The 22,606-nt window shown below is 66.3% G+C and carries 16 protein-coding genes; 2 read left to right on the forward strand and 14 right to left on the reverse strand.

All coding sequences use genetic code 11. The annotated features are described in order from the left end of the window. Window positions 1-6: 6 nt before the first annotated feature. The 10 genes from addA to ubiE form a co-directional block, all read right to left on the reverse strand. Window positions 7-3,516 (reverse strand): double-strand break repair helicase AddA, encoded by a 3,510-nt coding sequence (gene addA, locus FXV83_RS19420; protein ID WP_187436009.1) that lies wholly within the window; start codon window positions 3,514-3,516, stop codon window positions 7-9. Next, complete coding sequence (gene addB / locus FXV83_RS19425) at window positions 3,510-6,656, reverse strand: double-strand break repair protein AddB (protein WP_148741004.1); 3,147 nt, start codon at window positions 6,654-6,656, stop codon at window positions 3,510-3,512. Before addB ends, addA begins: the two co-directional genes overlap by 7 nt. A 231-nt stretch (window positions 6,657-6,887) precedes the next feature. After that, the gene (locus FXV83_RS19430) at window positions 6,888-7,610 is read right to left on the reverse strand and encodes a nucleotidyltransferase family protein (RefSeq protein ID WP_148741005.1); all 723 of its coding nucleotides are present in this window, start codon (window positions 7,608-7,610) and stop codon (window positions 6,888-6,890) included. Window positions 7,611-7,730: 120 nt separating this feature from the next. Next, window positions 7,731-8,048 carry a PilZ domain-containing protein gene (locus FXV83_RS19435; protein WP_148741006.1) on the reverse strand — a complete coding sequence of 106 codons (318 nt, stop codon included), beginning with the start codon at window positions 8,046-8,048 and terminating at the stop codon, window positions 7,731-7,733. A gap of 86 nt (window positions 8,049-8,134) precedes the next feature. Continuing rightward, entirely contained in the window at window positions 8,135-9,667 is a 1,533-nt protein-coding gene (gene tsaE / locus FXV83_RS19440; protein WP_148741007.1) for a tRNA (adenosine(37)-N6)-threonylcarbamoyltransferase complex ATPase subunit type 1 TsaE, read from the reverse strand. Beyond that, window positions 9,664-12,168 carry a sensor histidine kinase gene (locus FXV83_RS19445; RefSeq protein ID WP_148741008.1) on the reverse strand — a complete coding sequence of 835 codons (2,505 nt, stop codon included), beginning with the start codon at window positions 12,166-12,168 and terminating at the stop codon, window positions 9,664-9,666. Before FXV83_RS19445 ends, tsaE begins: the two co-directional genes overlap by 4 nt. A 190-nt stretch (window positions 12,169-12,358) precedes the next feature. Further along, complete coding sequence (dut, locus tag FXV83_RS19450) at window positions 12,359-12,817, reverse strand: dUTP diphosphatase (RefSeq protein ID WP_148741009.1); 459 nt, start codon at window positions 12,815-12,817, stop codon at window positions 12,359-12,361. Next, complete coding sequence (gene coaBC, locus FXV83_RS19455; protein ID WP_148741010.1) at window positions 12,814-14,265, reverse strand: bifunctional phosphopantothenoylcysteine decarboxylase/phosphopantothenate--cysteine ligase CoaBC; 1,452 nt, start codon at window positions 14,263-14,265, stop codon at window positions 12,814-12,816. The genes dut and coaBC overlap by 4 nt, the downstream gene beginning before the upstream one ends. Before the next feature lie 56 nt (window positions 14,266-14,321). Further along, a complete protein-coding gene (gene ubiB, locus FXV83_RS19460) occupies window positions 14,322-15,896 on the reverse strand; it encodes a 2-polyprenylphenol 6-hydroxylase (RefSeq protein ID WP_148741011.1) in 1,575 nt (524 codons plus the stop codon). Further along, entirely contained in the window at window positions 15,893-16,654 is a 762-nt protein-coding gene (ubiE, locus tag FXV83_RS19465; RefSeq protein WP_148741012.1) for a bifunctional demethylmenaquinone methyltransferase/2-methoxy-6-polyprenyl-1,4-benzoquinol methylase UbiE, read from the reverse strand. Before ubiE ends, ubiB begins: the two co-directional genes overlap by 4 nt. A gap of 81 nt (window positions 16,655-16,735) precedes the next feature. On the opposite strand from ubiE, the gene mutM reads away from it, so the two are divergent. Beyond that, entirely contained in the window at window positions 16,736-17,617 is an 882-nt protein-coding gene (mutM, locus tag FXV83_RS19470; protein WP_148741013.1) for a bifunctional DNA-formamidopyrimidine glycosylase/DNA-(apurinic or apyrimidinic site) lyase, read from the forward strand. Between the two features lie 274 nt (window positions 17,618-17,891). On the opposite strand, the gene FXV83_RS19475 is transcribed toward mutM, so the two are convergent. After that, window positions 17,892-18,632: a ParA family protein gene (locus FXV83_RS19475; RefSeq protein WP_148741014.1), complete on the reverse strand. Its 741-nt coding sequence runs from the start codon at window positions 18,630-18,632 to the stop codon at window positions 17,892-17,894. 256 nt (window positions 18,633-18,888) lie between these two features. Beyond that, window positions 18,889-20,250, reverse strand: coding sequence for a serine protease (locus FXV83_RS19480; protein WP_148741015.1), 1,362 nt, complete (start codon window positions 20,248-20,250; stop codon window positions 18,889-18,891). 248 nt (window positions 20,251-20,498) lie between these two features. Here FXV83_RS19480 and FXV83_RS19485 point away from each other — a divergent pair, with 248 nt between their 5' ends. After that, window positions 20,499-21,302, forward strand: a complete 804-nt coding sequence (locus FXV83_RS19485) for a HesA/MoeB/ThiF family protein (RefSeq protein ID WP_148741046.1) — start codon at window positions 20,499-20,501, stop codon at window positions 21,300-21,302. 64 nt (window positions 21,303-21,366) lie between these two features. On the opposite strand, the gene FXV83_RS42850 is transcribed toward FXV83_RS19485, so the two are convergent. Together FXV83_RS42850 and FXV83_RS19490 are read right to left on the reverse strand one after the other, a co-directional pair. Further along, a complete protein-coding gene (locus FXV83_RS42850) occupies window positions 21,367-21,504 on the reverse strand; it encodes a hypothetical protein (RefSeq protein ID WP_187436010.1) in 138 nt (45 codons plus the stop codon). Between the two features lie 85 nt (window positions 21,505-21,589). Next, on the reverse strand, window positions 21,590-22,591 hold the full coding sequence (locus FXV83_RS19490; RefSeq protein WP_148741016.1) for a 2-hydroxyacid dehydrogenase: 1,002 nt from the start codon (window positions 22,589-22,591) through the stop codon (window positions 21,590-21,592). Window positions 22,592-22,606: the final 15 nt, after the last annotated feature.

Consider the following 22,606-nt stretch of genomic DNA (forward strand, 5'->3'; position numbering starts at 1 on the left):
GTCAACCTATGAATGGCTCGTTGCCGGGTCAAGGACGCTCACACTGAGATGAAGGGATGCCAGTGCCGCGTCCAGCGCGGGCGCGGAAATCTCCATATATTCAGGGGCCTCGGTCCAGAGCAGCACGGCGCGGATCGGCTTTTGGGGATAAAGCCGGGCTAGCACCGCCCGGTACAGCGCAAGCTGCCGCACATAGGCCGCCGGCGCCTCGGCGGCGCTCCTCGGCGGGCTCTGGTTGGTCTTGAAATCGACGATCAGGACCTCGTCCGACGTGACCACCAGCCGGTCGATTTGGCCCGACACCAGCGCTGGCGACCGGCCCGGCCGCTCCAGCCGGCCAACGATGGCGACCTCTGCCCGGCTGCCGGTGGCAAAGACGGGCGCGAATCGCGGCTCGGCGATGAGCGCGAGTACCTTGTCGGCGAGCGCAGCGCGGTCAGCCTCTGTCCAGTCGGAGGCGTTGCGCGCCATGAAGCCGAGTGCTGCGTCGCGCCGGCGCTCGACGGTGATGTCCGGCAACGATTGCAGCAGCCGATGCACCAGCGTGCCGCGTTGCAGCGCAAGCGCGCGGGTCTGGATCGATTCGCCGGTCCGGACCGGGCGGCCCTCCTCAGCGGCCTGACCGGAGGGACGCATCGGATCGTCGTCGATGGTCTCGCGCGGCGCCGCCGCCCGCAGCCAGGCCGGCAACGCGATCGTCTGGTCCACCGCGGTTGCGGGGGTGCCGAGCACTGCTGCGTCCCCCGGCCGGGCAAAGCGGGTCACCTTGCCGAGCGGCGTCTCGATCACCTGCTTTTCCAAGCCCGATCCGGCGAGGCCCTTGTCGATCAGGTCGTACCAGCTGAGCTTGCGGACCGTCCTCATGTTGCCGGGCATGCAGCCGCCGACGACCAAGCGGTCGGCCGCGCGCGTCATCGCGACGTAGAGCAGGCGGCGGTATTCGTCCTCGGTCTCTTCGAGCATAGCCTTGCGCGCCTCGATGATGGGCATTGGATCGTCCGCCTTGCGGCCGGCCCAGACCACCACCTCGCCGCCATTGCCGCGCGGCACATGGATCAGCCGCAGGCGTTGCGTATCAGCGGGCGAGGATGTGGTGTCGACCATGAACACGACGGAGGCCTCCAGGCCCTTGGCGCCGTGCACGGTCATCACCCGCACCTCGTCGCGCGAGATCTCCATGTCACGCTTCACTTCGGTATCGGCCGAGCGCAGCCACGCCATAAAACCCTGCAACGAGGCCGGCGCCTTGCGCTCATAGTTGAGCGCGAGCTCCAGAAACTCGTCGAGCGCGTCGTTGGCCTCAAAGCCGAGCCGGCGCAGGATGCGCGCGCGTCCCTCGTCGCCGCCGAGCAGCCAGGCATAGAAGGCGAATGGCGTCTCCTCGCGTGAGCGTCTCTCGCAAGCCTCCAGGCGCCGCAGCGCGGCGGCGAACTTTTCGCTTGTGGCCGCATGCTCGCCGAGCGCGCGGCGCAGCGATCCCTTGCGGTCCCAGGCAAGCCTGAACAGATCGTCGTCATCGAGCCCGAACAGCGGGCTTTTCAGTGCGACCGCGAGCGCGAGATCGTCCTGCGGCAGCAGCAGGGCATCGGCGAGGTTCATCAGATCGATGATCGCGATGTGCTCGGTGAGCTTGAGGCGGTCGGCGCCGGCGACCGGAACACCCGCGTGCTTCAGCGCCTGGATCACGGCATCGAACGCATTGCCGCGACGGCGCACCAGGACCAGCATGTCGCCGTAGCGCAGCGGTCGCCGCTCGCCCTCGTGTCCCGTCAGCGTGCCGCTTTCCACCAGCCGCTTGATCTCGGTCTGGATGCGGCGGGCGAGCTTCACCTCGGGGCTGGTGACGGCGACGCCATCGAACGGCGCGCGCCAGCCCTCGATGTCCTGCCGATCGTCGGCCTCGGCGAGATCCCACAGCTCGATCGCGCTTGGACCTGCATCGCCGAGCGCATTGTGCAGGGGATGGCCGATCGCGGCCGAATGGATGCTCTTGTAGATCTCGGGCTCGCGGAACACGTGGTCGACCGAGTGCAGGATCGTCGCGCCCGAGCGGAACGAGTAGGTGAAGGCGACCGGGTCGAATTTCAGCCCGGCGGCGGTGAACTTGCGGTGCAGCTCGCGCCGGCGCGCATCGAATTCGTGCGGCGCTGCCCCCTGGAACGAGAAGATCGACTGCTTCTCGTCACCGACCGCGAAAACCGTGCGATTCAGCCCCTCACGCGCACCTTCGCCGGCGGTGAATTCCGAGATGATGTGCGCGACGATGTCCCATTGCCGCGGGCTGGTATCCTGGGCTTCGTCGATCAGGACATGGTCGACGCCGCGGTCGAGCTTGTAATGCACCCAGCCCGAAGAAACGCGGTTGAGCATCGCCAGCGTCTTGTCGATCAGGTCGTCATAGTCGAGCAATCCGCGCTCCTGCTTCTCGCGCCGGTAATTTGCGGCAGCAGCCGTCGCGATATGCAGCAGGGCCGCGGTACGGTCGCGCACGGCTGTCGCACGGCGCTTTTCGATCAGCCCAATAATGCGCTGCGTCTCGGCTTCGAACAGGCGGGCGACGGACGGATTTTGATCGCAGAACTTCCTGGTCAGCACCGCCTTGCGCGGCAGCTTTTCGTCGGTGAGGAAAACGCCGAGATAAGCATCGACCTGCGCACCTCCTGAAAAGACTTTTGCCTCGCGCAGACGGGTCGCCTGGTCGTTGTCGGATTTGCTGCCATCCTCGAGCGCAAAGGCGATCTCGTCCCAGCGCGATCGGGGCAGGAACGGGCCATCGAGGATGTCGCTCTCGATATCCTCCATGCGCTCGCGAGCATCGACGCCCAGCACCGCCGCCATCTCCGCGGCAGCCGCTTCGGCGCTGCCGGCTTCATCGGTCCAGGCCATGAAATGGTCGCGGCTCAGGCAAGCCTCGCGCACGACCTCCTTGAAGGTGACATCGGCGGCGTTCGCCATCGCCGTCAGCAGCGCGCGGCCGGTGACACTCTCGGGATCGCGCGCGGCCTCCAGCAGCACCTTCAGATTGGCGCGCTCCATCATGTCGGTCTGGTCGCGCTCGTCGATCACGGCGAAGCGCGCCGGCACGTTGGCCTCGAACGGAAACTGCTGGAGCAGGCGCGTGCACAGCGCGTGGATGGTCTGCACCTTCAGACCGCCCGGCGTCTCCAACGCGCAGGCGAACAGTTTTCGTGCCTCGCGCCGCAGCTTTGCGTTGGGGTGGGGGATGCCGACGGCGCGGATCGCCGCATCGAGCGCGGTGTCGTCCAGCGTTACCCAATGGCCGAGCGTGGTGAACACCCGCTCGGCCATGTTGGCGGCGGCGGCCTTGGTGAAGGTGATGCAGAGGATTTTTTCCGGCGGCACGCCCGCCAGCAGCAGACGGATCACGCGCTGCACCAGCACATGGGTCTTGCCCGAGCCGGCATTGGCCGACACGAAGGCGGATGCGGTCGGATCGGAGGCGCGTGCCTGCCGTGCGCGCACCTCATCCGGGATGGGGCGTGGTGCTTTCACCATTCTTCGATCCCCAGTCCGCCGGCTGCCGACCATTCCTTGATGCGGGCGAGGTCGTCGTAGGCGCCGTAGCGGTTGGTCCACATCGGCAGGTTCAGCGACGTGTAGGCCTGTTGCTCGTCGTCGAAGGCACGGATCAGCGCCTCCAGCTTGGCCCTGGCTTCTGCAGCCGCGGCGTCCGGCGGCTGCGGCGCGTCGCCTGGTTTGATCTTGAGTTCGAGAATGCGTTCCTCGCCCGGCGGATTGTTGCCACTCAGGCGGACATAGACGAGCTGGCTCACCGACGAGCCGGCGTCGATCTCGGGAAAACCGCCCTCGCGCAGGATTGCAGCTTCGAGGGTGAGCTGCGGCGACAGGCCCATGCGGACCTGCTTGCCGGTCGGCGGCTGGCCGGTCTTGTAGTCGAGGACAGCATAGCCGCCACCGCGGCGCCGCTCGATGCGGTCGGCACGCGCGGAGAGGCGAAAGCTGCGCTCATGGTCGAGCGGGATCGAGATCTCGCCGCGGGTCTCCGCGACGATTGTCTCGATCGCGTCGCGGCGGGCCGTCTCCCATTCGCCGAACCAGCGCGCGATGCGCTGGAACCGCGGCCACCACAGCGCCCGCGCCTCGGGGCGCTCCATCAGCGGCGCAAAATACTTTTCGCCGATCGCACGCAGCACGCGGGCGGGATCGTCAGGCAGCTGGGTTGCATAGGTTTCGGTGAATTCGCCCAGCGCATCGTGGATCGCCGAGCCGCGGTCGGCGGCCGACAGCGGCATGTCGACCGGATCGAGCGCGTTAAGCCGCAGAATGTGTTTTGCGTAGATCGTGTAGGGATCGCGCAGCCAGTCCTCGATCGCGGTGACCGAAAGCTTCAGCGGCCGCGTCGCGCGCGGCGGTCGCGGCTCCGGCTGCTTGATCGGCGTGACTTCGGCCGGCTGGTCCAGCGCGCCGGCGAACTGCACATATTTCTCGCCGGCCTGTTTCGCGGCCTTCCAGTGCGCATCGCTCGCGACGGCTTCCAGCCGGTGCAGGAAGCGCGAAGCCACCGCTGGCGCGCCGCCGGCCTTGGCGGAATGGGTGAGGATCACCTCGTCGGCGCCGAGCAGCTGGGCAAAATCGTGGGCGGAGAGGCCGATGCGCCGCTCTGGCAGATCGAGACCGAGTTCGTGCCGCATCGGCCGGCTCAACCACGGATCGATACGCGGTGCCGGCGGCCAGACGCCCTCGATCAGGCCGCCGACGATGACGCGGTCGGCCTGCATCAAGCGCGATTCGAGCGGACCGTAAATGTGAAGCCGTGCGCCCGGTCTGTCCGGCCGCCGTACCGCGCGATCGCCGAACGCGGTCTGGAAGACGTCCGCGTAATCCGACAGCGGCACCGTCAATCCGCTGGTCGTGCCGCTGCGCAAGAGATCGTCGAAAGCGGCGGCGAGCGCGAGGCCTTCGCGTTGCTCGAAGGCCAGCGGGATGCCCTGCTCGTCGCGCGACAGCTCGATCAGGATCTCGCGATGCCGGTGCGCGAGCTCGGCGAAGTCATACGGTTTCGATGGTGCGAGGGTCTCGACCGGCGCCAGAGCCTTTTGCAAGACATCGATCAGCGCCTGGATGCGATCAAGATCCTCCGCCTTGAGACGCGCGCGCGGCTCAGCGCGATGCAGCGCAGAAACTTCACTGCGCCACAGCTTTGCGAGCTCCTCGCGAAAGCGGTTGAATTCGCGGAGCAGGCCTGCGGTCCCCGCGGGCGGTCGCGTGCCGCGCAAGACCGCAAGCTCCAGGCCCTCGATCGCCGCCTTCCACGCGCCAGGTGACCGGCCGAGCCGGCACAGCGGATGTTTCAGCATCGCCAGCAGCGTCGGCGGCTCCAGCCCCTTGGTCGCGGCCTCCGCCGCGAGGCGCGCGAAAGTGCCGGCAGAGGTCTCCATCAGCACGTCGCCGCCGGAATCATCGAAAGCGAGATTCCATCGCGTGAGCGCAGCCATCACCCGCCGCGCCAATGCGCGGTCCGGGGTCACCAGCGCCGCCGACTTGTCGAGATGCCGCGCCTCGCGCATCGCGATCGCGATCGCGAGCGCCTCCATCTCGGGATTGGGCGCTTCGACGACCGCGAGATTAGCCATGCCGCCGGCGATCTTTGCGGCCACATCCGGTTGCTTCAGGCGGTCGTGCCAGATCTCCGTCTTGGCGGATGGCCGCATCGATTCGGAGGCCAGCAGATCGCGGCCGCCTTCCGCCGGTGGTTCGAGGATATCGACATCGCCGCGCTTGATGCCAAAGCGCTCTAGCAGCGCGTGCAGGGCGTATTGCGGATGGTTCGACGCCGGATGCTCCACGAATTTGCCCAGCGCATCGCGCACGCCGCCGATGGTCCGCCAGGCGTCCTCGTCCAGATCGGTGTCGAGTCCCGGCAGCACCACCGCACCATGCGGCAGCGAGGCGACCGCCTGGAGGAATCTCGCGGTGGCCGGCATCGAGCCGGTCGAACCGGCTGCGATCACGGGACCGCCGGGATGCGCGGTCAGCCGCTTCGCCTCCGCCGCGATCAGAAGGTCGCGCCGCGCCGCAGGCTCGATCCGGTTGATCTCGGCGAGGTGACTAGGCCAGGCGATGCGGGCGATACGCAGGAATTCGAGCGAGTGCTGCCAATATTGATCGAGCTGGTCGGGCACGAGGCCATCAAGTGCGCTCCAATCGACGCCGCGCGTGACCATGTCGTCGATCAGGCGTGCGAGGTCGGAGGCCAAGGCCAGCGTCGAGGCAGGGCCGCCGACCACCAGCGGCGCCAGCACCGGGCCCTTGGCCCAGGCCGCGACCAGGCGCGCCAGCGTCAGCCGCCGTTCCAGCTCGCCAAGCTGCGGCGGAATGTCGAGCTGCGTCGCGCCGGAAAGCTGTTCGGCCTCGCCCGCGAAGGCGAGCTCGTCCTCGTCGATGTCGCCGAGCGCGACGATGCGCGGCAGCACCACCGCGTCCGCCTTCATCTCGTCGAGGAAGATCTCGCGGACGACGCGCATGGCGCGCCGCGTCGGCAAATAGAGCGTGGCATCCGCAAGCCGCGCCGGCTCGCTGCGCGCCTTGAAACCATCGACCAGCCGGCCGTCGAGCAGGCCTGATACGACGGTGCGCAGGAACGGAACTGAGACTGGAACGCTGAAAACGCGCATAGGCTGCCTGATTCGGAATCAGGCGCCAATATAGGGAAGCGGACTCAAATGGTCATGCGCGCAGGCGGAGTCTTCCCCGCTGTTTGCTACACTTCGTAGTCTTGTAGGGTGGGCAAATGCGCACTTGCGCGTGCCCACCATGTCTCTCACCAAGCATCAGCTTGAGCGGTGGGCACGCTCGATTTGCCCACTCTGTACCTACGGCACCGCGTTGGGGACGCTAGAGCAGCCCTACGCCACGCTTTCCAGAAACGCCTCTTCGGCCGCGTGCACGGCATCAGGCGTGCCGACATGCATCCAGACACCGTCGAGCCGCAGGCCGAACAGCCGCTCCTGCTCATTGGCGCGATCGAACATTTTCGTCAGCGAGAACTCGCCCTTTGGCGCGCCGGCGAAGATCGATGGCGACATAATTGCTGCGCCGGCATAGACGAACGGCACCACCTGGTTTTCCCGACGCTTGCGCAAGGCGCCGTCGGGCATCATGCCGTAATCGCCGCGGCCGCCATAGCCGATGCTGGTCGCGGTCGGCGCCATCAAGAGCAGGATATCCATCCGGGCGGGATCGAAGTTTTCCGCGAGCCGGGCCAGGTTGGAGCGGACACCATCGATCCATAGCGTGTCGGAATTGACATGGAAGAACGGCGCATCGCCGAGCAGCGGCAACGCCTTCACCACGCCGCCGCCGGTGCCGAGCACCTCGTCGCGTTCGTCCGAGATGATCACGCGCGGATGCTGGCGGGGCGCGACGTGGTTGATGATCTGGTCCGGCAGATAGTGCACGTTGACGACCGCCTCGCTCACGCCGGCTTGGTCGAGCTTGTCGAGCACATGGTCGAGCAGCGGCTGGCCCGCCACCGGCACCAGCGGCTTCGGCATCTTCTCCGTCAACGGACGCATGCGCAGGCCAAACCCTGCGGCGAGCACCATGGCTTTGGTCGGTTTGACGGACATCCTTCGCTTTCTCGGACCTTGTGAGCGTTCGCAGCAATCCTAGCACGGGCCCCGGTCAGCCGCACCGCGTCTCAGTCGCCTTAGTCACCCGCCGTGACGGTTGTACGACGGGTGTTGCACTTACGCTCCGATGGCTGTGGAACGCGCCTTTTTCTTCTTGTCGCCCAGCTTGAGGAAATTGACCCCGATCTGGTCGCCATTGACCCAGGCGAGCTCGCAACGGCGGTAAGCGAGTCCGGTAGACGACAGCAGCAGGAAGAATTCCTTCAGATGCAGGCCTTCGACCGAGCCGTCGATGGTCAGCTTGGCGCCACTCTCGGAGACGTCCTCCATGGTGCAGTCGCGCCGCCAGGTGCCGTCGATCCCCATCATCTGGGCTGCAATCCCGCGCTCGAAAACAACCCGGCTGTTGCCGCGCTGGTCCGTCTTCACCGCCATCTGCTCTGCTCCAGCCCGTAATGATCCGGCTGCCTCGCAGCCAGAATACCGGCGCCTTGGCTAACAGCCGGTAAATCGGCCCCGAATCAGGATTGGGGCGGCGGGACGTGGGCGAGGTACCAATCGTGCAAACGGCTAAGCGCGGGGTGCGCCAGCGAGCGCTGAAGGTAGGTCCAGATCCGCGGCTGGTGCCGGAGGTAATGCGGCTTGCCGTCGCGGCGGTTGAGGCGAGCGAAGGTACCGAGCAGGCGCGTATTCCGCTGCGCCGACATGATGGCGTAGAGCTCGGCGAAGCCGGCCGGGTCGAAGCTCGCATCTTCCGCGCGGCGCGCCTTGATGTAGCGCGACAGCAGCGTCAGCTCGAGGCTTTCCGGCACGTCGACGCGGGCGTCCTGGAGCAGCGAGACCACGTCGTAGGATTGCGGTCCGAGCACGGCATCCTGGAAGTCGATCACGCCGACGCGCGCGATGCCGGCACGGTCGGCGAGCCAGATCAGATTGGGCGAGTGATAGTCGCGGATGATCCACGTCCTCGGCGCCGCCAGCGGCTTCTGCAACAACTCGCGCCACATCGCGAAAAAGTCCGCGCGGGCTGCCTCGCTCAGCGGAGCGTTGCGGTCGGGCAGATACCATTCCGGCATCAATCCGATCTCGATCAGCAGCGCCTCGGCGTCGAACACCGGAATGGCGTAGCTCTGACCCCCTAGCGGCAGCGTGTCTGGCAGCGTCTTTCCGTGCAGGACGGCGAGGACGTCGGTTGCAGCCTCGTAGCGCTCGACGATCGGGCGCGGTGGATCGCCTTCGATCACGCCTTCGCCGCCGAAATCTTCGGTGATCAGGAAGCCGTGGTCGAGATCGGAATGATGGATCGCCGGCGCGGAGAGTCCTGCCGCGCGCAGGCCTTGGTCGATGGCGACGAAGGGCTTGACGTTTTCGGCAAGATGCACCGCGGCGCTGTAGGATTTCCCGTTGTACATCGCAGCGCCGTCGGCGCGCTGCGGGAAGTTCATGAGGATGACGATGCCGTCGTCGCGGATCAGCCGCGCATAGGAACGGCTCGAGGCGTCGCCGTCCATGCGTCGGCGCGCCGCGTCGATGTAGCCGGATGCATCGAGGAATCCCCGCAGCGCCTTCAGCCGCGCGACCTGCGCGGCGCTCTTGCCGTAACCGGTGATTTCGGCGGCGCGCGCGGTCGAACCCAGCGCCGGCCGATGCGTCAGCGCCATGTCGATGCGGTCCTCCGGCATTGCCGACGGCGCGCGCTCGGGCCATTCGATCAGGATGAGCGTGGCTTCCGGCAGCGGCGACAGCCCGATCTCCTCGAGCTCGCTCTCGTCCTCGACGCGGTAGAGATCCGCATGCAGTACCGTGAACGGCGGCAGCTCGTAACCCTGCACCAAAGTAAAGGTCGGGCTCGGCACCTCCAGTGCCTCGTCGCCGGCAAGGTAGCGGATCATGGCGCGGGCGGCCGCGGTCTTGCCGGCACCGAGATCGCCGGTGAGCGTGATGACGTCGCCGGGCCCGACCAGCAGCGCCAGATCGGCCATGAGCTCTGCCGTGGCCGTCTCGTTGACGAGCGCGACGGAGAATGTCGTTGACATGTTCTTGGGCGCGGTCATTCGGCGGCGTCGCGATGCGCCGCCTGGTCGGTCGGGAAGTCGCAGACCACGACTGTGCCCTTGCCCGCGCTCGAATCCACCCGCACCTTGCCGCCATGCAGCTCGACAAAGGAGCGCACCAGCGACAGCCCGAGCCCGGCGCCGCGGTGACGCGAGCCCTGCGAGCGGCTTTCGAACCAGTTGAACACCTTGTCCTTCATGTCGGCCGGTATTCCAGGCCCGGAATCTGTCACGGTGAAGACGACATTGCGGTCGGTTCGGCGCGCGCTGATGCCGACGGTGGAATCCTGTGGAGAAAACCCGACGGCGTTGGCGAGGAGGTTATAGAGCACCTGCACCACGCGCTTCTCGTCGCCGATGAAGCTGCCGACATCCGGCGCGATCTCGACCTTGAGGCGGATGCGGTCGGTGGCGAGCCGGTCCTGGATGCCCTCGGCGGCAAGCTCGATGGCCTTGACGACGTCGACCGGACCAAGCTCCAGCTTCATCGCGCCGGCATCGATGGTGGCGAGATCGAGGATGTTGTTGGTGAGCGCGAGCAGCGCGTTGGTCGATTTGGTGACGTAGTCGAGATATTCGGCCTGCTTCGGCGTCAGCGGCCCGGTGGAGGGATCGCTGAGGAAATGCGCGAAGCCGATGATGGTGGTCAGCGGCGAGCGCAGCTCGTAGGAGACGTGGTGGACGAAATCCACCTTCATCTGGTCGGCGGCTTCCAGCGCCTCGTTGCGCTCGCGCAGCGCGCGCTCGACGTTCTCGGTGTCGGTGATGTCCTGGAACGTCAGCATGGTGGCGCCGTCGGGCAGCGGCCGGATCATGCCGTCGAGCACGCTGCCGTCCTTGCGCTCCAGCTTCAGCGGCACGTCGGCACGATTCTCGATCGAGGTGAGGGCCTCACGGATCTGCCGCCAGACAATCGGATCGTCGAACAGCTGATGGCACCAGCCTTCGACGGTCTGGATGTGCGGCTCATCGCGCATAGCGTCGCTCGACAGCTTCCACATCCGGACGAAGGCCGGATTGAACAACTGCGCCTTGCCGTTGCTGCCGAACACGGCGACGCCCTCGGCGAGGCTGTCCAGCGTCTCGCGCTGGACCCGGATCAGACCGTCGAAGCGGCGGGCGAGGTCGAGGCTCTCGGTGACGTCGTCGAACAGATAGGTGACGCCGCCTTCCGGGTTCGGCGTGGTGACGACGGAGAGCGCGCGGCCATCGGGCAGGAACCAGGTGTCCTTGGCGGTCTCGACCGCGCGATAGGCCTCGTGCAGCTTGGCTTTCCAGGCGCGGAAATCCGGCTGCTCCGGCAGTTTGCGCGCGGCGCGGAGCTGGTCCAGCACGCTGGAATCGTCGGGACTGGCGTCGAGGAAGCTGCGGTCGAGGTCCCACAGCCGGCGATAGGAATCGTTGTAGAAGGCGAGCCGGCGCTGGCCGTCGAACAGGGCGACCCCGGAGGAGAGCTGGTCGAGCGTGCGGCGGTGCGCTTCGGCCATTCGCACCAGGGCCGAGCTCAGCGCATCGGCCTCGCTGGCATCAATGGCGACGCCGACGCTGCCGCTGCCGACATTGACGGCGCGCACGTCATAGATGCGCCGCTCGCCGCCGATCACGATCGGCAGCCGCGAGGTGAAGTTGGCGGCGTCCTTCAGACCGCGCTCCATGGCGGTACGGTCGTCGCTGTCGAGCAATTCGAGCTTGCGCTCCTGGGCATCGCTGACGCTGGTCGCCTCGGTCGCACGCACATAGGCGGGATTGGCGTAGGTCAGCGCGCCGTTCTCGCCCTTGGCCCAGATCGGCCATGGCGCCGCGGTGGCAAAGCCGCGCAGCATCTCGGTCTCGTCGGAGAGCGCCTTGTGGCGCAGATTGGTCTCGGCCAGTTCACGGCGCAAACCCGAGAGTTCGCGAATCCGGACGATGGCCTGACCGCCGATGGCGCGGCCGAGGGCCTCCAGCGTGCGGCCGTTGGTGGTGGTCAGCGTCAGCTGGAACCCGTCGCCGCGGTCACGCAGCGCTTCGACCGCGTGGTCGATCCGGAGCGCCGGTTCTGGCGGCAGCCAGGTTCCGAACGCCAGCACGCGTTGCGGCGACGAGTCGCGCGGCAGCACCATCGAGAGGTCGCCGGAAATCTGCGCGCGGTTATCGCCGGCCGGCCACGAGATAAGGATCTGCGGCTCGGCGAACAGCAGCGCGCCGAAGCGATCGGTCTGCAATTGCAGCTCCCTGATCCGCGCGCGCAGCCCGGCCTCGTTCTTCGCAGTGCGCACACGCGTGCGCATCAGCAGAATTGCGGCCATGACCGAGAAGCCGAGCAGGGCCAGTGCAGTCGCCAGCACCGCGAGTTCCTGCCGGTTGAAGTCCAGCAATGTGGAGAGGGTGTCGGCGAGGTCGGCGGCCTGCGCCGGGCCAGCCGGCAACAGCGCCGCCAGAGCGCTTCCCACAAGACCGTCGCGCACCAACGATGTGCAAGACAGCAGCGTCCGACGCATCGACACGATCACGCCTGACATAGTTGCCCCAAGATCGCACGGATTTGCGCGCGGCGACCCCCGCCGCGCGCGAATCAAACGACAATATCCTCATCGTGACTCGACCGGTAAGAGTCCAGATCGTGAACGCAAAGCCGGTCCTACAAAAATGCCGGCCGCGTTGTTCCAAGCCCCGTCATTGTTCGTGTGATTCGGTTGGAATTGCTGCGCGTTAGCGGCCGGTCGAGCCGAAGCCGCCGGCGGCGCGGTCGGTTGCCGGCAATTCGGCCACGGGAACTAGCGCGGCCTGCACCACGGGGGCGATCACCATCTGCGCGATGCGCTCGCCGCGCTGGATCACGAAGGGCACCGCGCCGTGATTGATCAGGATCACCTTGATCTCGCCGCGATAGTCCGCGTCGATCGTGCCCGGCGAGTTCAGCACCGTGACGCCGTGCTTGGCGGCGAGCCCCGAGCGCGGCCGCACCTGCGCCTCGTGCCCGGCCGGCAAGGCAATCGCAAGCCCGGTCGGCACCAGCGCATATTGGCCGGGGGCGAGCGTCACAGGTTCGCCGTCCGGAACTGCGGCCATGAGGTCGAGGCCGGCGGCTTCAGTGGTCTGATAAGCCGGCAGCGGCAGGCCTTGGGCATGAGCCATGCGTTGCAGTTCGACGGTGACTTTCGTGCTCAAGATGCGGGCTCCAGGGATTTGCCGGTCACGCTCTTGACGAGGCGCGCGACCAGTTGGGTGGCGACCTGTTCCTTGGTCATCACCGGCCAGGAATCAACCTCAATCTCGCCGGTGCTCTCGCCATTCTTGCGGCTGATAAGATGAACGGTGTTGCGGTCCCCGCCCATCACGCCGGTTGCGGGTGAAACGTCGTTGGCGACGATCCAGTCGCAGCCCTTGCGCGCCAGCTTGGATTTGGCGTTGTCGATGAGGTGCTCGGTTTCGGCGGCAAAGCCGATCACCAGCGGCGGGCGCTGGTCCGTCAGCTTCGAGATCGTGGCGAGGATGTCGGGGTTCTCGACGAGCTGAAGCGGCGGCATGCTGCCTGCGGTCTTCTTCAGCTTCTGTTCGCCTTCACTGGCGACCCGCCAGTCGGCGACCGCGGCGGCGAAGATGGCGATGTCGACCGGGAGCGAAGCCCGAACCTGCTCCAGCATCTGCCGCGCCGATTCGACATGCTTCACCGTCACGCCTTGGGGATCGCCAAGATCGACCGGGCCGCTCACCAGGATCACCTCGGCGCCCGCGGCTTGCGCAGCTGCGGCAATGGCAAAGCCCTGCTTGCCGGACGAGCGATTGGCGATATAGCGCACCGGATCGATCGGCTCGTGGGTAGGGCCCGCGGTGATCAGCACGCGTTTGCCGGCGAGCGGGCGCGGCATCGGCGGCCGCAGCAGCCGCTCGGCGGCGGCCGCGATCTCCACCGCTTCGGACATGCGCCCGGTGCCGGCTTCTCCGGCTTCAGCCATCTCGCCGGAATTTGGGCCGATCAGCACCACGCCGTCGCGCTGAAGCTGCGCCACATTGCGGCGCGTCGCGGCGTTATTCCACATCAGCGGATTCATCGCCGGCGCCAGCAGGATCTTTCGGTTGGTAGCGAGCAGGATCGCGCTGGCGAGATCGTCGGCATGGCCGCCTGCAATCTTCGCCATCAGGTCGGCGGTCGCAGGCGCCACCACGATCAGGTCGCAGTCGCGCGCCAGCCGGATGTGGCCGGCGTCGAACTCGCTCTGGGGATCGAACAGGTCGGTATGGACGCGCTTATGGGAGAGCGCGCTCGCCGCCAAAGGCGTGACGAACTCTTGCGCCGCCTTGGTCAGCACGCAGCGGACCTCGATGCGGCGCTCTTTGAGCCGGCGGATCAGGTCGAGCGACTTATAGGCCGCGATCCCGCCGCCGATGATCAGGGTGACGCTGGCCTCAGGGAGGGCGCCGGTGCGCTGGGATGTGGTGGCGGTAGATGCCGCGGGTGGGACCGCAAACGGCGTCAGCGGCTCCTCACGGCCCTCGATCAGCTCCCGCAGGATGACCCGGACCTCTTCCTCGACCGACCTGCGGTTCTTGGCCGAGCGCAGGCGTAGATAGGTTTTGACGTTCTCGTCGAGCTTGCGGATGGTCAGGCTCGCCATGACGCTCTCCAGCGCGGAATGATAGCGATGCTATCAGCCGCGTGATTGCAATGCAATCATAGATTCCGGACGGCAATCAGGATGCCGATGAACGTCGCGGCGATGATCCAGAGCGCCACGGTGCGCCAGCGGTTCTTGCGGCCCTCGCTGCGCCCCATCGCGGCGATGCTCTCCGGCGACAGCCGCAGACCCTCGCGCGTCATGGTCTCCAATTGCTCGAGCACCACGACCGAGCGCTGCGCGATGTCGGGAAGCCGCATCAGCACGCGCGCGAGGTCGCCGGTGCCGGAAATCGCACCCTGGACCCGGCCGAGCGGACCGAGATTGCGCTCGATCCATTCGCGCACCACCGGGTCGGCGATCTTCCAGATGTCGAGCTTGGGATCGAAGCCGCGCGCCACGCCCTCGACCACCACCATGGTCTTCTGCAGCAGGATCAGCTCCGGCCTTGTAGTCATGTCGAACAGGCCGGTGACCTCGAGCAGCAGCGTCAGCAGCCGCGCCATCGAGATCTCTTCGGCGGTGCGGTTGTGGATCGGCTCGCCGATGGCGCGGATGGCTTGCGCGAAATTCTCGACCGAATGATGCGCGGGCACGTAGCCCGCCTCGAAATGCACCTCCGCCACGCGGCGATAGTCACGGGTGATGAAGCCGAGCAGGATTTCGGCGAGGAAGCGCCGCTCCTTCATGCCGAGCCGGCCCATGATGCCGAAATCGACCGCGACGAGCCGGCCCGTATCATCCAGGAACAGATTGCCCGGATGCATGTCGGCATGGAAGAAGCCGTCGCGCAACGCGTGGCGCAGAAAGCTCTGGATGATCTTGCGGCCGAGATCGGGCAGGTCGACCTGCGCCTCTGCCAGACGCTTGTGATCATTCAGCGCGATGCCGTCGATCCACTCCATCGTCAGCACGTTATGCGTGGTGCGGTCCCAGTCGACGGTCGGTATGCGGAAGTCGGGATCGTCGCGCGTGTTCTCCGCCATCTCCGACAGCGCGGCGGCCTCGAGCCGCAGGTCCATCTCCATCGCGACCGAGCGCGACATGGTGTTGATGACCTCGATGAGGCGCAGGCGCCGCGCTTCGGACGAGTAAGATTCGGCCTTGTGCGCGACGAAGAAGAAATCGGAGAGGTCGCGCCGGAAGCGCGAGGCCACGTTGGGGCGCAGCACTTTCACGGCGACCGGTTTGCGGATGCCGTCGCGCCAGACTTCAGCGCGATGCACTTGTGCGATCGAGGCGGCCGCAACCGGCGGGCCGAGGCTCGCGAATGCGTCCGTCAGCGGACGCTCCAGCGAAGCCGCGATCGCGGCTTCCGCGTCGGCTTGCGGGAATGGCGGCAGGCGATCCTGGAGGCTTTCGAGGTCGCGCGCCATGATGACGCCGACCACGTCGGGACGTGTCGCCAGGAATTGCCCGAGCTTGAGATAGGCCGGGCCCATCCGGGTCAGCGCACGCGACAGCCGCGGTCCTTGCTTGGGACCGCGCCGTTCAATAAGGCGCGCAACCTTCAGCGCGAGCTGCCCTGGCGGCGGCACCAGGCTCGGATCGACGGAGCCGAACACGCCTTCGCGCGCAAACACGAACGCAGCGCGCATCAGGCGCGCAGTGTGGGTAATTGCAGAGATCACAAACGCCAGCCCGAATGCAGTGCAACGATGCCGCCGGTCAACGTCTGCCAGCCCACGCGGGCGAAACCGGCGTTGCGGATCATGTCGGCGAAGGCGTGGGGCTTTGGAAACTTGCGGATCGACTCGACGAGATACTGATAGGATTCGGCGTCGCCGGTCACCATGCGGCCGAGCGGCGGGATCACCTTGAACGAGAACAGATCGTAAAGCTTGTCGAGGCCGGGCATCTCGACGGTGGAGAACTCCAGGCACAGGAATCGGCTGCCGGGCTTCAGCACACGATAGGCCTCGCGCAGCGCAAGGTCGATCTGCGGCACGTTGCGGATGCCGAAAGCGATCGTATATGCATCGAAGCTGCGATCGGCGAAGGCGAGCGCTTCGGCATTGCCCTCGACGAAATCGACCTGGGTCTCGAGATGCCGCTTGGCGGCGCGCTCGCGACCCACGGCCAGCATCCCGGAATTGATGTCGCAAACGGTGGCATGGAAGCCGGAGCCGGCCGCCTTGGCGGCCCGGAACGAGATGTCGCCGGTGCCGCCGGCGACATCGAGCAACGCGAACGGCCGCTCGCTTCTGGGCGGATCGAGCGCGTTGATCATGATGTCCTTCCAGACCCGGTGCAGGCCAGCGGACATCAAGTCGTTCATCAAATCATAGCGCGAAGCCACGCTGTGAAACACATCGTTCACCAGCGTCTGCTTGTCCCCCAAGGGAACGTCCCTGAAGCCAAAATGCGTGGTTTCGCCCGGCCGATCCATTACTCTACTCCACGAGGCGGACCATAGCGCGCCCGCCGCAATGGCGCTATCACACCGCCCTCATAAGGTGAATGCCTGACCATGCCTGAATTGCCCGAAGTCGAGACCGTCCGCCGCGGCCTGCAGCCCGTCATGGAAGGTGCAAAGATCCTCGTCGCGGAGGCCCGGCGGCCGGATCTGCGCTTTCCCTTTCAGCCGGACTTCGTGGCCCGGCTCCAGGGGCAGCTCGTCACCGGGCTCGGCCGCCGTGCAAAATATCTCATGGCCGATCTCGCTTCAGGCGACGTGCTGTTGATGCATCTGGGCATGTCAGGCTCGTTCCGCGTCATCAAGTCGGACAACGATGCGGCGCCTGGCGAGTTTCACTATCCGCGGGCCAAGGACTCCACGCATGACCACGTGTTGTTTCGGATGTCCTCGGGTGCCGACATCGTCTTCAACGATCCGCGCCGCTTCGGTTACATGAAAGTGATTGCGCGCAACGCGCTCGACGAGGAGCCGCTACTGCGCGGGCTCGGTCCCGAGCCTCTCGGCAACGCGTTCGATGCGGCGATGCTGGCGGGGTCGTGCGCAGGGAAGACCACGAGCCTGAAGGCCGCGCTGCTCGACCAGCGCGTGGTGGCCGGTCTCGGCAACATCTATGTCTGCGAAGCCCTGCACCGCTCGCATCTGTCGCCGCGCCGGATTGCCGCCACGCTGTCGACCAAGAAGGGCGAGCCGACCGACCATGCGAAGCGATTGGTTGGCGCGATCCACACCGTGCTGAACGACGCCATCAAGGCCGGCGGCTCCTCACTTCGCGACCATCGCCAGACCTCGGGCGAGCTCGGCTATTTCCAGCACGCGTTCAAGGTCTACGACCGCGAAGGCGAGACCTGCAAGACGCCATGCTGTGGCGGCACGATCAAGCGCTTCACCCAGAATGGGCGATCGACCTTCTGGTGCGCGAAATGTCAGAAGTGAGAGCTGGCGAGCGGCCGAGAGGCGTCGAATTCGACAAGGACGGTAAGCTGACCACAACCGTCATTGCGAGGAGCCCTTGCGACGAAGCAATCCAGGATCTCTCCGCGGAAGGAGTCTGGATTACTTCGCTGCGCTCGCAATGACGAGATGGATGAAGCCTCCGAAAGGCGCGAATCAAAGCAATCCGGCCGGGCTGGTGGCCGGATTGCTTCGTCGCTGAGGCTCTTCGATCGGATGGTGAAGAGCCCGGCTGCCGTCTGAGCGATTGCCCCGCTCAGGACGCCAGTATCGTGGTCTTGTCTGACGAGAGCTCGGCAGCGTGCAGCATGCCGTCCGTGGCCGTGACGACCTGGTCGCTCCGGACATTGGTCGTGGCGGCGAGCTCGAGACGGGTCTCGATCCACTGCCAGAGGCCGCGGACCTCGTCCGCCGACTTGCTGTTCGGTGCGAATTCGCTGACGGCGAGGCCGGCTGCGAGCGAGTCCTGGTGGTCGTTGCGCATCACGATCAGCGGGCGCGCGAGCACCTCAGTCAGATCGTGCGCCGCTTCCTCGGCGAGCGTGTTGGCCGCGTTGTCGATACGTTGACCGCGGATCGGGGTCTGGTTCAGCACGAAGCTATAGGGCCGCTTCCAGGCGCGCGCGACGCTGAGCGTCGAAGCGGTCGCCTCGATGTCGGCGACGCTCGGCCGGGCCGGGATCAGGCAAAGGTCGCAATGGCGGATCGCGGCGGTGGTGGCGGCGCTGAGGCCGGCCGCGGTGTCGATGATCGCAAGCTGCAGGCCGCTGTCGGCCAGCATCTTCAGACGCGGTTCGATGTCGATGGCATGATAAATCGGCTCGACGACGAGATCATCCGCGGTGCGGCGGCGCCGCCAGTTGGACAGGGTACCCTGCAGGTCGGTCTCGATCAGGCGAACGGTGAAGCCGGCCTGCTTGGCTGCCAGCGCGAGGCCGACGACGAGCGTGCTCTTGCCACTGCCGCCCTTTTGGGTGGCCAGTACGATCGTGTGCATGGAAGATGAATCCTTTGGAGCGCTCGGGTCTCTGGGTAACGCCACGCGAACGTGCATCGCTTCTCGATGCTGAGCTCTTCTCGCTCAGGACGTGCCCTGCCCAGTCCAAGGGGACCGCGGATGTCCGAATCAACGCTAAAGATGATGGCGGAATAGGGAATGACGGCGAATCCGTACCACTACTGGACCCGTAGTCGTACGTGGGCGTGCTCGTTACCACCCAAGGGTGCGGGGAATTAGGGATGCTGCCCTTGGCCTACTTGCGCACGCAGATCACGCGCACCACGGCGGCCTTTGCATCGGTCGACGTGCCGTTCGCCATGACATCGTTCGCTTTCAGGAAGTCGCGCACCGTTTCCGCGGACACCATCACCGCTTGTGACGCAGGGACCGATGTCGCGGGACCCGCGACCATCGCCGGCTTCAGCAGCGCGATGCCGGCAAACTTGCCGTCGCCGTCGATCGCCGGGCTGCCGGAAAACCCCACGGCCGGTGGCGGAGACAGTGCGGAATCGTTGCTCGTCACCGGCGCCAGCGCGGACCTGACACTTGAGACGCCGGCCGCGCCGCCCTGGCTTTGCGGATCCGCGATGCCGATGACATCGACGTTCGTCTTGGCCCCGCCACCGGCGAGACCGAGCGGCTTCAGGCCGCGCGCGCCGTAGATGTGCAGCAGCGCCAGATCGTGCTCCTTGTCTTCGGCGAGACGGTCGGCATTGCCATAGCCACCGACCGTGATCGCGAGGCAGCTGTCGGTGACAAGGCGGTCAGTGACGATCGCGCCGTCGTCGCTGACGACGATGCCGGTTCCGTATTCGACGCTCTTGCGCGGCGCCGGTCCGGCCTGCGGTCCTGCCGGAAATGCGTTGAACGCGCTCGACATCGCGATCACGACCGGCTCGACCGTGTTCTCGGTCGCCTGATCGTAGAGGATGGTCATGATGCGGACCTCGTCGCCTTTGAAGGTGCCGCGCAGGTAGAATTTCTTCAGGCCCTGGAGGCCCGACAGCACGAAGAAGTCCGGCTTCACCACGGTGTAGTCGACCTTGCGTCCGGGGGGCTCCTTCTTCTCAGTTTCCGCGAGCTTGGCCGTGGTCGGGTTCGCCTCCTTGCGGCGGCTGAGCAGCACTTGCACCGTTCCGGTCTGCGATGTCCATTTCGAGCCGTTGGCATCGGTCGCCTGCTGCGGCACCAGCTTGCCGGGGATGCCGAGCCGGGCGCCGCTGGTCGGCTCCATCACGATCTTCCAGCCGACGCCGTCCTGCTTCCGGCGCGCCGTCTCGGCGAGCGCGGCGCGCTCCTGCGGATTGAGCACCCCGGTCGGCTTGCCGCCCTTGGCCTTCTGGTATTCCTTGATCGCGTCGACCATGCGCGCGCTGACGTCGCCGGAGATGGCGCCGTTATATTGGCCGACCCAGGCGAGGTCGGATTGCAGCGACAGGCGTTCCGCCTGCGCCATGGCGTCGGCGGTCTCCGACGGCGTCTGAAGTGCGGGCGGGCGGATCGGAACGGTCTGGACCGTCCTCGGCCTGGTGCTGGAGACCTGTGACGTCGTCATCTGGGCGTTCGCGCCTGCGGCAGTCGCGAACAACAGTGTTGCCGCAAGCATCGATCTCATGACAAATCCAGCCAGCCCATTGCAAATAGACCATTGAACGTGCAGCCATTGAAGCACATCTCGTTGGTCGCGAACAATGTTGAGGTGGTTCAGGCCAGGGAAAGGTAGCTGACTCCTCATCCTGAGGAGCGCGCTCTTCGCGCGCGTCTCGAAGGATGAAGGCCAAGCTGTTGCAACGGGGGCCTTCATGGTTCGAGACGGCGCTTCGCGCCTCCTCACCATGAGGGTAGGCACCTGAAAGGATGACGATGCTGAGCCCGGACGAACTCGAACGCTATGCCCGCCATATCGTGCTGCGCGATGTCGGTGGCCCTGGCCAGGCCGCGCTGAAGCGGGCATCCGTGCTGGTGATCGGCGCCGGAGGTCTCGGTGCGCCGGCCCTGATGTATCTGGCCGCTGCCGGCGTCGGCACCCTCGGCGTGGTCGATGACGACGTGGTGTCGCTGTCCAACCTTCAGCGCCAGGTCATCCATACGACGCCCGACATCGGCCGGCATAAAGTCGAGAGCGCCGCCGAACGGATCACCGCGCTCAATCCGCATGTGCGCTTTGTCGGCCACGCCACCTGGCTCAACGCCGACAACGCGCTCTCGCTGATCGGCGACTACGATCTTGTGCTCGACGGCTCCGACAATTTCTCGACGCGCTATCTGGCCTCAGACGCCTGCTTCTTCGCCAAGCGGCCCCTCATCACCGCCGCGCTCGGCACATTCGATGGTTCGCTGACGACGATTCGCGCGCATGAAAAGAACGACGAGGGTGTGTTCAACCCGACCTACCGCTGCCTGTTTCCGGAGGCGCCGCCGCCGGGCACGGTGCCGGCCTGCGCGGAGGCCGGCGTCATGGGTGCGCTCGCGGGCGTGATGGGTTCGATGATGGCGCTGGAGGCGATCCGCGAGATCGTCGGCTTTGGCGACGGCCTCGTCGGCCGCCTCCTGATGATCGATGCGCGCGCGATGCGCTTCGAGACCTTGCGCTACGCGCGCGATCCGGCCAATCCGCTCAACGGCGATGGGCCGGTCGTGACCGATCTCAGCGCCCATCGCACCTGATCGCAGATGCTACGCGGCGCGCGTTCGAAGACTGATGCGAGCCGTTTCCGGGACCGTTCTCCTACTATCCGAGCCGCCGCCAGGTGCCGCCGGCGCTACGCGCCGCCTTCATCGATTTCGTCGCGAGCTGGCGCAAGCGAAACGCGTCGGGACCCCAGACCCTCATGGTGAGGAGCGCGCCCTTGCGCGCGTCTCGAACCATGCAGGCCTCGCTGGTGCAGCTCGGCCTTTCATCCTTCAAGACGCGCGTTCCGCGCTCCGCAGGACGAGGAAGGAGAGCTTGGGAGTCAGAGCATGCTCGGCAGCACGCGATCCGGCGGCTTGTGGGCATCGAGGAAGGTGCGGATGTTGATGATCACCTTCTCGCCCATCTCGACACGACCCTCGATCGTGGCCGAGCCCATGTGTGGCAGCAGCGCCACCTTGCCGGCCCTGGCGAGCCGCACCAGCTTCGGGTTGACCGCGGGCTCGTGCTCGTAGACGTCGAGGCCGGCACCGCCGATGTCACCGGCTTCGATCAGCTTGATCAGCGTGTCCTCGTCGGTGACCTCGCCGCGCGCGGTGTTGACGATGTAGGCATCTTTCCGGATCAGCTTCAGCCGTCGCGCCGAGAGCAGATGATAGGTCGCCGGCGTGTGCGGACAGTTCACCGAGATGATGTCCATCCGCGCCAGCATCTGGTCGAGGCTTTCCCAATAGGTCGCGCCAAGCTCTTCGGCGATCTTCGGCGCCACGGGCCGGCGGTTGTGATAGTGGATCTGCAAGCCGAAGGCGCGGGCGCGGCGCGCCACCGCCTGGCCGATGCGGCCCATGCCAATGATGCCGAGGCGCTTGCCGCCGATGCGATGGCCGAGCATCCAGGTCGGCGACCAGCCGGCCCAGGGCTTGCCCTCCGTGAGGACGGAAGCGCCTTCGATCAGCCGGCGCGGCACGGCCAGGATCAGCGCCATGGTCATGTCGGCGGTGTCTTCGGTCAAAACCTTCGGCGTATTGGTGACGGTAATGCCGCGGGCGTGCGCGGCCTCGACATCGATGTTGTCGACGCCGTTGCCGAAATTCGCGATCAGCCGCAGCTTGCAGTCGGGCTGATTGACGATGTCGGCGGTGATGTGGTCGGTGACCGTCGGAACCAGCACGTCGGCGCCGCGCGCGGCTTCGGCGAGCTGCTCGGCCGACATCGGCGCGTCGTCGAGATTGATCCGCGCGTCGAACAGCTCGCGCATCCGGGTCTCGATCGAATCCGGCAACTTGCGCGTCACGACGACGAGGGGCTTTTTCTTCACCGACATGTCCTGCTCTCATCA

This window comes from Bradyrhizobium hipponense (assembly GCF_008123965.1).
GTDB lineage: Bacteria > Pseudomonadota > Alphaproteobacteria > Rhizobiales > Xanthobacteraceae > Bradyrhizobium > Bradyrhizobium hipponense.

Bases quoted from the DNA above. Each gene is read 5' to 3' on its own strand.
- FXV83_RS19485 (WP_148741046.1), top strand. From the start codon at position 20,499: ATGCTGAGCCCGGACGAACTCGAACGCTATGCCCGCCATATCGTGCTG.
- tsaE (WP_148741007.1), bottom strand. From the start codon at position 9,667: ATGACCGCGCCCAAGAACATGTCAACGACATTCTCCGTCGCGCTCGTC.
- coaBC (WP_148741010.1), bottom strand. From the start codon at position 14,265: ATGGCGAGCCTGACCATCCGCAAGCTCGACGAGAACGTCAAAACCTAT.
- FXV83_RS42850 (WP_187436010.1), bottom strand. From the start codon at position 21,504: ATGGTTCGAGACGCGCGCAAGGGCGCGCTCCTCACCATGAGGGTCTGG.
- FXV83_RS19435 (WP_148741006.1), bottom strand. From the start codon at position 8,048: ATGGCGGTGAAGACGGACCAGCGCGGCAACAGCCGGGTTGTTTTCGAG.
- FXV83_RS19480 (WP_148741015.1), bottom strand. From the start codon at position 20,250: ATGAGATCGATGCTTGCGGCAACACTGTTGTTCGCGACTGCCGCAGGC.
- FXV83_RS19475 (WP_148741014.1), bottom strand. From the start codon at position 18,632: ATGCACACGATCGTACTGGCCACCCAAAAGGGCGGCAGTGGCAAGAGC.
- ubiE (WP_148741012.1), bottom strand. From the start codon at position 16,654: ATGGATCGGCCGGGCGAAACCACGCATTTTGGCTTCAGGGACGTTCCC.
- addA (WP_187436009.1), bottom strand. From the start codon at position 3,516: ATGGTGAAAGCACCACGCCCCATCCCGGATGAGGTGCGCGCACGGCAG.
- mutM (WP_148741013.1), top strand. From the start codon at position 16,736: ATGCCTGAATTGCCCGAAGTCGAGACCGTCCGCCGCGGCCTGCAGCCC.
- FXV83_RS19490 (WP_148741016.1), bottom strand. From the start codon at position 22,591: ATGTCGGTGAAGAAAAAGCCCCTCGTCGTCGTGACGCGCAAGTTGCCG.
- FXV83_RS19445 (WP_148741008.1), bottom strand. From the start codon at position 12,168: ATGTCAGGCGTGATCGTGTCGATGCGTCGGACGCTGCTGTCTTGCACA.
- addB (WP_148741004.1), bottom strand. From the start codon at position 6,656: ATGCGCGTTTTCAGCGTTCCAGTCTCAGTTCCGTTCCTGCGCACCGTC.
- FXV83_RS19430 (WP_148741005.1), bottom strand. From the start codon at position 7,610: ATGTCCGTCAAACCGACCAAAGCCATGGTGCTCGCCGCAGGGTTTGGC.